The organism is Pseudomonas sp. WS 5412 (assembly GCF_012985615.1).
In the GTDB taxonomy this organism is placed as follows: domain Bacteria; phylum Pseudomonadota; class Gammaproteobacteria; order Pseudomonadales; family Pseudomonadaceae; genus Aquipseudomonas; species Aquipseudomonas shahriarae.
This window is the reverse complement of the sequence record NZ_JAARMB010000017.1, coordinates 44,734-56,919: the sequence shown is the minus strand read 5'-3', so window position 1 is coordinate 56,919 and position 12,186 is coordinate 44,734. Positions and strand designations below refer to the sequence as shown.

Here is a 12,186-nt window from a genome sequence, read left to right as displayed (position 1 = left end):
GTCAGGCCTCGATTGCAGGTTGAATGAGCCCGGCGGCCAGTGCCAGTTGCCACAGGCCGCGCTGAGTTGCTTCTTGCGCGAGGCTGACGTGGCTGAAACCACACAGGGCGAGGGCGCGCTGGTAACGGGCGCAGAGGGCGTTGGCGCCGACCAGGATGATCGGCGGGGTGCGTGCACGGTCGGGCAAGCCGGCCAGTTCATGGCCGATCAGCAGGCCGGACAGGTAGTCGGGTTGCTGCTCAGGGGTCAGTTCAGCGGTCAACCCGAGGGTGCGCGCGCTGAACAGGGTCGACAGCACCCCACGCTGGCCATCCTCTGAAAGCGCCACGTGCACGCCTCGGTCAAACGCTTGGGCCTGGAACTGCCCGGCGCTCTTTTGCGTACGCCCCAGAATGCTGTGCGTGCTCAGCACCGCGAACAGTTCACCGGTCATGAAGGTGTCAAAGTGGGTGATGCGGCCTTCGACCACCTCGACCCATTTGGAATGGCTGCCGGGCAGGCCGATCAATAACTCAGCGCAGGCTGGCAGGCTTTGCAGCACGCCGAGCACCTGGGTTTCTTCGCCGCGCATCACGTTGGGCAAGCCGACCTGCTCGATCACGCCGGGCACGATATGCACATCGACACCGCGCAGGCTGCGTACCTTGTGCAGGGCCTGGCCGAGGCTGGCGACGTCGACCGGCGTCTTGCGATAGGCCGCTTCGCCCCAGCCCTGGGCGCTGCCGACCATGCCGCAGGCAATCACCGGCAGATCGGGCTGGGCAGCCAGCCAGTCGCCACAGACGTCATCAAACGCCAGTTCAAACCCATCGCAGCAGTGAACGCCGGCAATCAACCGTGGTTCGCAGGGCAAATGCATGATCCCCGACGCCAGCGAGCGCTGTTCGAGGACCTGGCCACCGGGGCCGAGCTTATAAGCACGAAGGGAACTGGTACCCCAATCGAGCGCGATCAATTGCGCCGGCATCGCTTCACCTGGAATGTGACAGATGGCCGACTATAAACCTAAGGCTTGAAATATCTCAATATATAAATATCAATCCCATATAGTGGAACAAGATAAAGAAAATCCCCACGCCCCCGTACTTTTCATCGCACAGGAACGTGAGGATTCAGCTGACAGCAACTGGTTAAAAAATCGACAGATCCAACGGGCGCATGGCCCCCATCCAGATCGCGTAGTCGGTGTGGTCCTTCAGGTCATCGCCGGTATCCGGGTGCAGAAACACCACCAACCCATTGCGATTGAGCGCCAGCCACGGCAGCGCCACGCCGATGTACTGCGGGTCGAACGCCAGCTGGCAGCTCCAATCCGGGTGCGGGCCCACCGGGCGCTCATGCATGCGCCCCATGCGCAGCGGGAAGATGGCCGCCGCGTCTTCACACAGCGTGCGCGCCTGGTCGATCGTACTGGCGTCGAAGTAGATATGGGCGTGGTAGCCCTTGATACGTTGCATGACAGGCTCCGGACTCGTTGATCGGCCGATCCTAGACCGCAATCGACGGCAGGGCCAGCCCGGCCAGGGGCTGCGCGCTGCTGGCCTGCTCCGCCGCCAGCCACTCGACAAACCGTTCGATCAGCTGCCCGCGGCGTTTGCGCTGGGGCAACACCACGTAATATCCAAAGCGCGAGATCACCGTGTCGCCTATCGGCCGGCACAACCACTTCTGCTCCAGCAGGTTATCCACCAGATGGCGCCAGCCGATGGCCACGCCCTGGCCGGCAATCGCCGCCTGGATCAGCAGGGTGTAATTGTCGAAACGCAGCGGCCCCGGGGTTGGTGCGGCGGTGATCCCCAGTTCGCGAAACACCCCGTTCCAGTCGAACCACTGGCTGTTGTTTTCCTGGCGCAGGTGCAACAGCGGCAGTTCCTGCAGGCTTTGTAGCGACAGTGGTGCAGTGCGGCCCTTGAGCAGTTGCGGGCTGCACACCGGGAACACTTCCTCGTTGAACAACCACTGGCTGTGGCCCTGGCGAAAACGTCCATCGCCAAACAATACCGCCACATCAATATCACTGCGCAAGGTCGCGTGGTTGCGCTCGCTGGTGACCAGGCTCACATCCACCTGTGGGTTGGCTTCGTGAAAGCGATGCAGACGTGGCATCAGCCAGTAGGCAGCAAAGGCGAAGTCTGTCGCCACTTGCAACACTTCATGCTGGTCCTGCTCTGTGATCGCGCCCAGGCCCGTATCAATGCTCTGCAACCCGGCCTGAACATGTTCGAACAGCAGCATGCCCGCGTCCGTCAGTTCGATGCCACGGTAGATGCGATCAAACAGGCGCACCGCCAGTTGTTCTTCCAGGCGCTTGATCTGCTGGCTGACAGCCGGCTGGGTGGTGCCCAGCTCCATGGCCGCCGCGGTGAAGCTGCGATGACGGGCGGCGGCTTCAAAGGCCCGCAACAGATCCAGCGACAGGTTACCCAGGGCTTTATACATAAGCGGTGCTTATCCTAGACATTGCTTTTCATGGGCTTTACCACGGTTTCCATGGCCTGCATGCTCAATCGCATAAACACTGACTATGGAATGCCGAGAGACCATGAAGCGCAAGAACATTCTTTTCATCATGGCCGATCAAATGGCCGCGCCGTTGCTTCCGTTCTACGGTCCTTCGCCGATCAAACTGCCCAACCTGAGCCGCCTCGCCGCCCAGGGCGTGGTGTTCGACGCTGCATACTGCAACAGCCCGCTGTGCGCGCCGTCGCGCTTTACCCTGGTCAGCGGCCAGTTGCCGAGCAAGATCGGCGCCTACGACAACGCGGCGGATTTCCCCGCCGACGTCCCGACTTACGCCCACTACCTGCGCCGCCTCGGCTATCGCACGGCGCTGTCGGGCAAGATGCATTTCTGCGGGCCCGACCAGTTGCACGGCTATGAAGAGCGCCTCACCAGCGATATCTACCCCGCCGACTACGGCTGGGCGGTGAACTGGGATGAGCCCGACGTGCGCCCCACCTGGTATCACAATATGTCGTCGGTGCTGCAAGCCGGCCCGTGTGTGCGTACCAACCAGCTGGATTTCGACGAAGAGGTGGTGTTCAAGGCCCAGCAGTACCTGTTCGACCATATTCGCGAGGACGGCGACCAGCCGTTCTGCCTCACGGTGTCCATGACCCACCCCCATGACCCGTACACCATTCCCAAGCCGTTCTGGGAGCTGTACGACGACAGTGACATCCCAATGCCTACAACCCCGGCCCAGACCGAGCTGGACCCCCATTCCCAGCGCCTGCTCAAGGTCTACGACCTGTGGGACAAACCGCTGCCTGTGGATAAGATCCGCGATGCACGGCGCGCCTACTTCGGTGCCTGCAGCTACATCGACAGCAATGTCGGCAAACTCCTGCAAACCCTGCAGGACACTGGCCTGGCCGAGGACACCATCATTGTGTTCTCCGGCGACCACGGCGACATGCTCGGCGAGCGCGGGCTCTGGTACAAAATGCACTGGTTTGAAATGGCCGCGCGGGTGCCGCTGCTGGTCTGTGCGCCGGGGCAATTCCAGGCCGGGCGGGTGAGTGCGGCGGTGTCCACTGCCGACCTGTTGCCGACCCTGGTGGAGCTGGCCGGCGGTGAGCTCGACGCCAGCCTGCCCCTGGATGGCCGCTCGCTGGTCCCGCACTTGCAAGGGCAGGGCGGGCATGACGAGGTGTTCGGCGAATACATGGCCGAAGGCACCATCGGCCCGCTGATGATGATTCGCCGGGGCGCCTACAAATTCATCTACAGCGAGGACGATCCTTGCCTGCTGTTCGATGTACACAACGACCCCCGTGAGCAGGAAGAACTCAGCCAGTCGCCGGCCCACCGTGCGCTGTTCGACGCCTTCCTGGTCGAGGCGCGAGCCAAATGGGACATGCCCGCGATCCACCAGCAAGTGCTCGCCAGCCAGCGCCGCCGGCGCCTGGTATACGAGGCGCTGACGCTGGGCAAACTCAAGAGCTGGGATCACCAGCCGCTGGTAGACGCCAGCCAGCAGTACATGCGCAACCATATCGACCTCGACGATCTGGAGCGCAAGGCACGTTATCCACAACCCTGCCAAAACCAATAAATCCAGTGAGGGGAAGGCCATGAAAAAGTTATCCACAGCCGTGAGTACCGTACTGTTATTGAGTGCTAGCCAGGTGTACGCCGACGCCCGTTGCGAGACGGTAAAAATGGCCGACCCCGGCTGGAGCGACATTGCCGCCACCAACGCCATCACTGGTTTTTTACTGAGCGGCATGGGTTACAAGGCCAAGGTCGATACCCTGGCGGTGCCGATCACCTTTGGCGGGCTCAAGGACGGCCAGGTGGATGTGTTTATGGGGAACTGGATGCCGGCGCAGCAGGGCTTCTACGACAAGTTCGTGGCCAATGGCGACGTGGTGCAACTGGCGAAAAACCTCGAAGGCACCGAGTTCACCCTCGCGGTGCCGGACTATGTGTGGGAGGCCGGCGTGCGTGACTTTGCCGACCTGAATAAATTCGCCGACAAGTTCGACAAGAAGATCTACGGCATCGGCTCCGGCGCGCCGGCCAACCTGTCGCTGCAAGAGATCATCAAGAAAAACGACTTCGACCTCGGCCAGTGGAAGCTGATCGAATCCAGTGAGCAGGCGATGCTCGCCGAGGTGTCCAGGGCGGTGAAGCGCGAGCGTTTCGTCACCTTCCTCGGCTGGACGCCCCACCCGATGAACGTGCAGTTGAAGATGCGCTACCTCAAGGGCGGCGAAAAATACTTCGGCGACACCGGCAGCGTGTACACCCTGACTCGCAAGGGTTATGCACAAGCCTGCCCGAATGTGGCGAAACTGCTGACCAACCTGACGTTTACCCAGGACATGGAGAACAGCATCATGGCCGAGGTAGCGAACAACAAGGTCAGCAATGCCGACGCGGCGAAGGCATGGATCAAGGCCAATCCGGCGGTGCTGGAGCAGTGGCTGGAGGGAGTCAAAACACTGGATGGCCAGGAGGCATTGGCGGCGGTCAAGGCCAGGCTTTAGCAGCGCCCACACAAGCCAGCGCCCACAGGGCAGTGTTTGTGCTGATACCCTGACTCAAACTTTTTTGACCTGAGCTGCCCAATGCCCCGGCCCCATACACTCTTCCCCTTCCTGCGCTGGCTGCCGCGCCAGACCCGCGCCAGCGTCGGCCGGGATGCGTTGGTCGGCCTCAGCGGCGCGGTGCTGGCCTTGCCGCAATCCATCGCCTACGCCCTGATCGCCGGCCTGCCCCCCGAATACGGCTTGTATGCGGCAATCATCCCGGTGCTGATTGCCTGCCTGTGGGGTTCGTCCTGGCATTTGATCTGCGGTCCGACGGCGGCGATTTCCATCGTGCTCTACGCCAGCATCAGTCCGCTGGCGGTGCCGGGCTCGCAGGACTACATCACCCTGATTCTGTTACTGACCTTGCTTGCCGGCGTATTCCAATGGCTATTGGGCATATTGCGCTTTGGTGCGCTGGTCAATTTCGTCTCCCATTCCGTCGTCCTCGGCTTCACCCTCGGCGCGGCAGTGGTCATCGCCCTGGGCCAGTTGCCAAACCTGCTGGGGCTCGACCTGCCCAGCCAGGCCACGGCGATCAACAGCCTGCTGGCGCTGATCGACCACGGCGGCGAGTGGGATCGCCCGTCACTGGCCCTTGGCCTGGGCACCTTGCTGGTGGGAGCGCTGCTTAAATACTGCGTACCGCGCTGGCCGAACTTGTTGATTGCCCTGGCCCTGGGCAGCCTGGCGACGTGGGCGTGGCCGGCGATGTTCGGGCATGTGGCGCGGGTCAGCTCATTTGTTGGCCAACTGCCGCCGTTCAGCCCGTTGCCGCTGGACCTGGACATGATCCTGCGCCTGCTACCCAGTGCCGTGGCGGTGGGCATGCTGGGGTTGGTGACCAGCCTGTCGATTGCCCGCTCGCTGTCGGCGCGCTCGCAACAACTGCTCGATGCCAATCAGGAAGTACGCGCCCAGGGGTTATCCAATATCGTCGGCGGATTTTTCTCCGGCTACCTGTCGGCTGGTTCCTTCACCCGCTCGGGCCTGAGTTACGAGGCGGGCGCCTGTTCGCCGCTGGCGGGGGTGTTTTCGGCGTTATGGGTGGCACTGTTTGCGCTGTTTGGCGCGGCGTTGATTGCGCATATCCCTATCCCGAGTATGGCCGCCAGCATTCTGCTGATCTGCTGGGGCCTGGTGGACCATCGTGGCATCCGCGCACTGTGGCGGGTCAGCCGTGCCGAGTGTGTGGTGATGGGCCTGACCTGCCTGGCTACCTTGCTGCTGGAGCTGCAAACGGCAATCTATGCCGGCGTGCTGGCATCGTTGTTCTTCTACCTCAAGCGCACCTCGCAGCCACGGGTCCAGCAATGGCGCGATGGGGAGGACGATGTGCTGCGGGTCGGTGGCTCGATCTTCTTTGGCGCCAGCCATTACCTGCAAGTGCGCTTGCAGCGCCTGCAAGGCCTGCGGGTGGTGATCGAGGCGCAGCAGATCAACTTTATCGACTATTCCGGGGTGGAGATGCTGCACCAGGAGGCGCGGCGATTGCGGGGCCTGGGGCGCAGCCTGACGTTGCGCCGGGCGCGGCCGCAAGTGGTGGAGGAGTTGAGGAAGCTGGAAGGGGCCGACAAGTGCCCGATCCTTTTCGAAGACTGAACACGGTCAAAAACTGTAGGAGCTGGCTGGCCAGCTCCCACATTAGAATCAGTTAGCCGCCAGTTGTTTGCGCAGTTCAGCCAGCACCGGCGCCGAATCCGGCCGCACCCCGCGCCACAGGTAGAAGGCTTCCGCCGCCTGCTCCACCAGCATGCCCAAGCCATCCATTGCCACCGCCGCACCGTGTTCAGTGGCCCAGCGGCAGAATGCGGTCGGCTGCTTGGCGTACATCATGTCGTAGCAAAAGGTCTTGCCCGGTTCGACCAGGCTGCCGGCAATCGGCGGTACATCGCCTGACAGGCTGGCCGAAGTGGCGTTGATGATCAGGTCCACCGGTTCACTCAGCCAATCGAAACCGCTGGCAGACACCGGCCCCAGGTCATCGAACAGTTCGGCCAGCCGCTCGGCTTTTTCCACGGTGCGGTTGGCGATAACCAGCGAGGCCGGCTGTTGCGCCAGCAGTGGTTCCAGGGCGCCGCGTACCGCGCCGCCGGCACCGAGCAGCAGGATGCGCTTGCCCGCCAGGCTCAGGCCGGCGTTGACGGTCAAGTCGCGCACCAGGCCGGCGCCATCGGTGTTGTCGCCCAACAGACTGCCATCGGCCAGCTTGCTCAGGGTGTTCACCGCGCCTGCGCGCTGCGCACGCTCGGTCAGGGCGTTGGCCAGGCGGTAGGCCTCTTCCTTGAATGGCACGGTGACGTTGGCACCGCGCCCTTGCAGGAAAAATTCACGGGCACAGCCGGTGAAATCCTCGAGCGGCGCCAGCAGCGTGTTGTAGTCCAGCGCCTCGCCGGTCTGCTCGGCAAACAGGCGATGAATCAGCGGCGACTTGCTGTGGCCGATGGGGTTGCCGAACACCACATAACGATCCATCAGCTGGCCGCCTTGGGCGCAGCAAGGCCGAGCCAGTCACGGTCTTGCAGGAAGTAGTCGGTCAGGCGCGCTTCTTCGCTGCCGGCAATGGCCTTCCAGTCATAGCTCCAGCGCACTTGCGGTGGCAGCGACATCAGGATCGACTCGGTACGCCCGCCCGATTGCAGGCCGAACAGCGTGCCACGGTCGTAGACCAGGTTGAATTCCACGTAGCGCCCACGGCGGAATTCCTGGAACTGGCGCTGCTCCTCGGTGTAGGCCATCGCCTGGCGACGCTGGACGATCGGCAGGTAAGCGTCGCTGTAGGCGTCGCCAATGGCGCGGATAAAGGCGAAGCAGGTGTCGAAGTCCCACTCGTTCAAGTCATCGAAGAACAGGCCGCCAATGCCCCGGGGCTCGTTGCGGTGCTTGATGTGGAAGTAGCTGTCGCACCAGGCCTTGTAGCGCGGGTAAACGTCCGCGCCAAATGGCGCACAGGCCTGCTCGGCCACGCGGTGCCAGTGGATGCAGTCTTCTTCGTTGGCGTAGTAGGGCGTCAGGTCGAAGCCGCCACCGAACCACCACACCGGCTCTTCGCCTTCTTTCTCGGCGATGAAAAATCGCACGTTGGCGTGGGACGTCGGCACATGGGGGTTATGCGGGTGGATCACCAGGGACACGCCGAGGGCCTCAAAACCGCGACCGGCGAGCTCCGGGCGGTGGGCACTGGCGGACGGTGGCAGGCCGCTGCCGAACACGTGGGAAAAGTTAACGCCGCCTTTTTCGATCACGCTCCCGTTCTCGATTACCCGCGTGCGGCCACCGCCGCCGGCTGGGCGCGTCCAGGCGTCTTCGATAAAGCGCGTATCGGCCTCGAAGGTTTCCAGGGCGCTGCAAATGCGGTCTTGCAGGTCGAGCAGGTAGGCTTTTACAGCCTCGGTGCGGGTAGTCATGGCATCACCTTGAATCGGGCAAAGCTACGCGAGGCCATTGGGCGTCGGCGGCAAAGGGCGCACAGGATACCACCGCGCCGGGCGCTGCCACAGTTGACGAAGATCAAGCATAAGAGTCCGATAGGAGCCTTTGGCGAAACAGACTTGAGGAGAGAGCAGATGGCCAAACGTATCCAGTTCAGCGCCCATGGCGGCCCCGAAGTACTTGAGTATGTGGACTACACGCCAGCGGAACCAGGCCCACAGCAGGTCCGGGTGCGGAACAAGGCCATTGGCCTGAACTTCATCGACACCTATTACCGCAGCGGCTTGTACGCACCGCCGGCCCTACCCTCGGGCCTGGGCGCAGAAGGCGCGGGCGTGGTGGATGCGGTGGGCAGCGAAGTCAGCCAGTTCAAGGTCGGCGACCGCGTGGCCTACGGCAGCGGCCCTCTGGGTGCGTACAGCGAGCTGCATGTGTTGCCGGCGGCCAACCTGGTGCACCTGCCGGACGCCATCAGCTTCGAGCAAGCCGCCGGCGCCATGCTCAAGGGCCTGACCGTGCAGTACCTGCTGCGCCAGACCTATGAGTTGAAAGGCGGCGAAACCATCCTGTTCCACGCCGCTGCCGGTGGCGTCGGCTCCCTGGCTTGCCAATGGGCCAAGGCCCTGGGCGTGAAGCTGATCGGAACGGTCAGTTCGCCGGAAAAAGCCGCCCTGGCCAAATCCCTCGGCGCCTGGGAAACCATCGACTACAGCCAGGAAAATGTCCCACAACGGGTGCTGGAACTGACCGACGGCAAGAAGTGCCCGGTGGTGTACGACGGCGTCGGCAAGGACACCTGGCTCGCCTCGCTGGACAGCGTCGCGCCCCGTGGCCTGCTGGTGAGTTTCGGCAATGCGTCGGGCGCGGTGGAGGGGGTGAACCTGGGGATTCTGGCCGCCAAAGGCTCGCTGTATGTCACCCGGCCAACACTGGCGACCTACGCCAATACACCACAGAACCTGCAGGCCATGGCTGACGATCTATTTGGCATGATCGAAAGCGGCAAGGTGCGCATTGATATCAACCAGCGGTATTCCCTGGCGGATGCGGCGAAGGCGCAGGTGGAGTTGTCGGGGCGGCGGACGACGGGGTCGACCATTTTGTTGCCATAGGATCTCGATGGTTTGGCAGACCGCTATCGCGGGCAAGTCCGCTCCCACATTCGAGCGCATTCCCATGCTGGAAATCGGTCGAATGTGGGAGCGAGCTTGCTCGCGATAGCCACGCCTGGGTCTCAGGACGGGCGCCGAACCTCGCCCGTCGCCAGATCCCGAATCAAACTAGGGTTCTTGCGCCCACCCAGGCGCCCACCCAGCACCAGGTCTACCTGCCCCCGGAAATACTGCTCTACCCGGATCCGCGTGCGCGCCGCCGGCCGGCCCTGGGGGTTGGCCGAGGTGGAGATCAGTGGCCCCACCAGCGAACACAAATCCCGCACCAGCGGGTGATCAGTGACCCGCAACGCTACCGTGTCGTGCTTACCGGTAATCCATTCCGGCAGCAGATCCTGGTGGGGGACCAACCAGGTGTTGGGCCCCGGCCAGGTACTGGCCATGCGGTCGATCCAGGTGTCCGGGAAGTCTTCGAATAGAAAATCGAATTGCCGGATATTGTCGGCGACCAGGATCAAGCCCTTATCCACCGAGCGGCCCTTGATCGCCAGCAGGCGATCTACCGCTTCTTCGTTCCACGGGTCGCAGCCCAGGCCCCACACGGCCTCGGTCGGATAGGCAATCACCGCGCCAGCGCGAACTTCTCGTGCGGCTTGTTGCACACGCCACCTGTTGACCATTACTCACTCTCCGGACTAAAGCTCTGCGCAGTTTACCGATCTTCGTAACAAAACCTAACTGCGCGCGAGCCAGCGGCCGCTTTCACAGATCACCCGGCCCTCCAGCTCCAGTTCGGTAAGGCTCACCAACACCTGGGACAGGCTTTGCCCGCTGGCAATGGCCAAACTTTCACTGGTCTGGGGCGCCGCGTGCAGCAGCGCCACCAGCGGGTGGGTCACCGCCACCGGCGCGGGCCGCGACAACGCCTGCCAGCCGCGCAACCCTTCAAGAATGTGTTCGATGGTTTCCACCAACACCGCACCGTCACGGATCAACTGATGGCAGCCCCGGGCCCCCGGATGATGAATCGAACCCGGTATCGCATACACCTCGCGCCCCTGCTCGGCGGCCAGCCTCGCAGTAATCAGCGAGCCACTGGCAACGCTGGCTTCCACCACCAGCACGCCCAGGGACAGACCACTGATAATGCGGTTGCGTCGTGGGAAGTTTCCAGCCTGAGGCCCGGCGTCCAGCGGAAACTCGGAAACCACCGCGCTGCCCTGGGCAATCATTGCCTCGGCGAGCCGGCGGTGGCGCTGTGGATAAAAATTTTCCAGGCCGGTGCCCAGCACCCCGATAGTCTGCCCCCCGACATCTAATGCCGCCTGGTGGGCCGCCCCATCAATTCCCAGGGCCAACCCACTGGTGATGACAAAACCGGCGCTCGCCAGGCTGCGGGAAAAGGCTGCCGCCGTGTCCATTCCGGGGCGCGAAGCGCGTCGGCTGCCGACCATGGCCAACTGCGGTTTTTCCAGGATCGTGGGCGTGCCGGCCACGAATAATAACGGCGGCGCATCGTCCAGTTCGGCCAGCAAGGCTGGGTAGTCGGGCTGGTCCCACATCAACAAATGCTGGGCCGGGCGCTCTAGCCAGGCCAATGCGGCGCTGGCGCCATCGCGCACTTGCGCACTGCGCCGGGCTTCGGCGCAGGCCGCCGGCAACCCCAGGGAGCGCCAGGCACTGGCTGGCGCGCCGATGGCTTTTGAGGCGCAGCCAAAGGCCTCGATCAATGTTTTAAAACGCCTTGGCCCCAGCTCCGGCATACGGTGCAAACGCAGGCGGGCTTCGAGCTCGGCAGGGGAAATATTCGGAGTATGAATGACTGACATATGATCATCCTTGATCAGGAACAAGCTGTGGATAACTCTGTTGGTAACTTCTTTAGCAGGCTAATTATTGCAACTGGTTATTGCCGCCCAACCGGGCCGCCTGTTTTGAAGACGAGTAGCGATTTCCTCATGGGGGCAATCTCCTTTATTATGTGGGTTCGCGTGAAATGCCTGGCCTTCGCGGCCTGCGAGCGTTTCACACCGGCCGTGCGGGTGTCCCGACGCCGATTTGCCTTTACCTCACATGTGCAGCAATTACGCTTATGGCTATTTTGAACATCCTCGAATTCCCGGACTCGCGCCTGCGCACTATCGCCAAACCGGTGGCCGTAGTGGACGACAAGGTTCGTCAGTTGGTCGATGACATGTTTGAAACAATGTATGAAGCACCGGGCATCGGCCTCGCCGCCACCCAGGTCAACGTGCACTTGCGCGTGGTGGTCATGGACCTGTCCGAAGACCGCAGCGAACCGAGGGTGTACATCAACCCGGAGTTCGAGCCGCTGACCGACGAGATGGGCGAATACCAGGAAGGCTGCCTGTCGGTGCCGGAGTTCTACGAGAACGTCGAGCGCCCGCTGCGCGTCAAGATCAAGGCCCTGGACCGCGATGGCAAACCCTTCGAGCTGATTGCCGAAGGCCTGTTGGCGGTGTGCATCCAGCATGAGTGCGACCACCTCAACGGCAAGCTGTTTGTCGATTACCTGTCCACGCTCAAACGCGACCGGATCAAGAAGAAACTGGAAAAGAAGCATCGCCAGCAAGCTTGATTCCCTT

Annotated in this window: 13 protein-coding genes; 6 read left to right on the top strand and 7 right to left on the bottom strand. The window is 62.6% G+C overall.

Annotated elements, in window-relative coordinates:
* Position 1: 1 nt before the first annotated feature.
* From HBR94_RS20650 to HBR94_RS20640, 3 genes are all read right to left on the bottom strand, one after another.
* A complete protein-coding gene (locus tag HBR94_RS20650; protein ID WP_120731123.1) occupies positions 2–967 on the bottom strand; it encodes a 2-dehydro-3-deoxygalactonokinase in 966 nt (321 codons plus the stop codon).
* Between the two features lie 163 nt (positions 968–1,130).
* A complete protein-coding gene (locus tag HBR94_RS20645; protein ID WP_057444830.1) occupies positions 1,131–1,457 on the bottom strand; it encodes a DOPA 4,5-dioxygenase family protein in 327 nt (108 codons plus the stop codon).
* A gap of 31 nt (positions 1,458–1,488) precedes the next feature.
* Positions 1,489–2,439 (bottom strand): LysR family transcriptional regulator, encoded by a 951-nt coding sequence (locus tag HBR94_RS20640; RefSeq protein WP_115127083.1) that lies wholly within the window; start codon positions 2,437–2,439, stop codon positions 1,489–1,491.
* Between the two features lie 103 nt (positions 2,440–2,542).
* Here HBR94_RS20640 and betC point away from each other — a divergent pair, with 103 nt between their 5' ends.
* From betC to HBR94_RS20625, 3 genes are all read left to right on the top strand, one after another.
* Positions 2,543–4,057, top strand: coding sequence for a choline-sulfatase (betC, locus tag HBR94_RS20635; RefSeq protein ID WP_170045465.1), 1,515 nt, complete (start codon positions 2,543–2,545; stop codon positions 4,055–4,057).
* 19 nt (positions 4,058–4,076) lie between these two features.
* Complete coding sequence (gene choX, locus HBR94_RS20630; RefSeq protein ID WP_057957883.1) at positions 4,077–4,994, top strand: choline ABC transporter substrate-binding protein; 918 nt, start codon at positions 4,077–4,079, stop codon at positions 4,992–4,994.
* Between the two features lie 81 nt (positions 4,995–5,075).
* Complete coding sequence (locus HBR94_RS20625) at positions 5,076–6,638, top strand: SulP family inorganic anion transporter (protein ID WP_170045464.1); 1,563 nt, start codon at positions 5,076–5,078, stop codon at positions 6,636–6,638.
* 48 nt (positions 6,639–6,686) lie between these two features.
* Here HBR94_RS20625 and aroE read toward each other — a convergent pair whose 3' ends face one another.
* Positions 6,687–7,511: a shikimate dehydrogenase gene (gene aroE, locus HBR94_RS20620; protein WP_170045463.1), complete on the bottom strand. Its 825-nt coding sequence runs from the start codon at positions 7,509–7,511 to the stop codon at positions 6,687–6,689.
* Complete coding sequence (gene hemF, locus HBR94_RS20615; protein WP_170045462.1) at positions 7,511–8,443, bottom strand: oxygen-dependent coproporphyrinogen oxidase; 933 nt, start codon at positions 8,441–8,443, stop codon at positions 7,511–7,513. Before hemF ends, aroE begins: the two co-directional genes overlap by 1 nt.
* A gap of 159 nt (positions 8,444–8,602) precedes the next feature.
* Between hemF and HBR94_RS20610 the strand changes: the two genes are divergently transcribed.
* Positions 8,603–9,580: an NADPH:quinone reductase gene (locus tag HBR94_RS20610; protein WP_057439281.1), complete on the top strand. Its 978-nt coding sequence runs from the start codon at positions 8,603–8,605 to the stop codon at positions 9,578–9,580.
* A gap of 122 nt (positions 9,581–9,702) precedes the next feature.
* On the opposite strand, the gene HBR94_RS20605 is transcribed toward HBR94_RS20610, so the two are convergent.
* Positions 9,703–10,260 carry an L-threonylcarbamoyladenylate synthase gene (locus HBR94_RS20605; protein ID WP_057957880.1) on the bottom strand — a complete coding sequence of 186 codons (558 nt, stop codon included), beginning with the start codon at positions 10,258–10,260 and terminating at the stop codon, positions 9,703–9,705.
* 54 nt (positions 10,261–10,314) lie between these two features.
* Positions 10,315–11,409: a DNA-processing protein DprA gene (gene dprA / locus HBR94_RS20600; protein ID WP_170045461.1), complete on the bottom strand. Its 1,095-nt coding sequence runs from the start codon at positions 11,407–11,409 to the stop codon at positions 10,315–10,317.
* Between dprA and HBR94_RS20595 the strand changes: the two genes are divergently transcribed.
* Both HBR94_RS20595 and def read left to right on the top strand, forming a co-directional pair.
* A complete protein-coding gene (locus HBR94_RS20595) occupies positions 11,410–11,685 on the top strand; it encodes a hypothetical protein (protein ID WP_128593095.1) in 276 nt (91 codons plus the stop codon).
* On the top strand, positions 11,673–12,179 hold the full coding sequence (gene def / locus HBR94_RS20590; RefSeq protein ID WP_005783383.1) for a peptide deformylase: 507 nt from the start codon (positions 11,673–11,675) through the stop codon (positions 12,177–12,179). Before HBR94_RS20595 ends, def begins: the two co-directional genes overlap by 13 nt.
* Positions 12,180–12,186 lie beyond the last annotated feature (7 nt).

Excerpts from the sequence above, each read along its gene's own strand:
- def (WP_005783383.1), top strand. The coding sequence starts at position 11,673 with ATGGCTATTTTGAACATCCTCGAATTCCCGGACTCGCGCCTGCGCACT.
- HBR94_RS20625 (WP_170045464.1), top strand. The coding sequence starts at position 5,076 with ATGCCCCGGCCCCATACACTCTTCCCCTTCCTGCGCTGGCTGCCGCGC.
- HBR94_RS20610 (WP_057439281.1), top strand. The coding sequence starts at position 8,603 with ATGGCCAAACGTATCCAGTTCAGCGCCCATGGCGGCCCCGAAGTACTT.
- betC (WP_170045465.1), top strand. The coding sequence starts at position 2,543 with ATGAAGCGCAAGAACATTCTTTTCATCATGGCCGATCAAATGGCCGCG.
- HBR94_RS20640 (WP_115127083.1), bottom strand. The coding sequence starts at position 2,439 with ATGTATAAAGCCCTGGGTAACCTGTCGCTGGATCTGTTGCGGGCCTTT.
- HBR94_RS20645 (WP_057444830.1), bottom strand. The coding sequence starts at position 1,457 with ATGCAACGTATCAAGGGCTACCACGCCCATATCTACTTCGACGCCAGT.
- aroE (WP_170045463.1), bottom strand. The coding sequence starts at position 7,511 with ATGGATCGTTATGTGGTGTTCGGCAACCCCATCGGCCACAGCAAGTCG.
- HBR94_RS20605 (WP_057957880.1), bottom strand. The coding sequence starts at position 10,260 with ATGGTCAACAGGTGGCGTGTGCAACAAGCCGCACGAGAAGTTCGCGCT.
- HBR94_RS20595 (WP_128593095.1), top strand. The coding sequence starts at position 11,410 with ATGATCATCCTTGATCAGGAACAAGCTGTGGATAACTCTGTTGGTAAC.
- hemF (WP_170045462.1), bottom strand. The coding sequence starts at position 8,443 with ATGACTACCCGCACCGAGGCTGTAAAAGCCTACCTGCTCGACCTGCAA.
- choX (WP_057957883.1), top strand. The coding sequence starts at position 4,077 with ATGAAAAAGTTATCCACAGCCGTGAGTACCGTACTGTTATTGAGTGCT.
- dprA (WP_170045461.1), bottom strand. The coding sequence starts at position 11,409 with ATGTCAGTCATTCATACTCCGAATATTTCCCCTGCCGAGCTCGAAGCC.
- HBR94_RS20650 (WP_120731123.1), bottom strand. The coding sequence starts at position 967 with ATGCCGGCGCAATTGATCGCGCTCGATTGGGGTACCAGTTCCCTTCGT.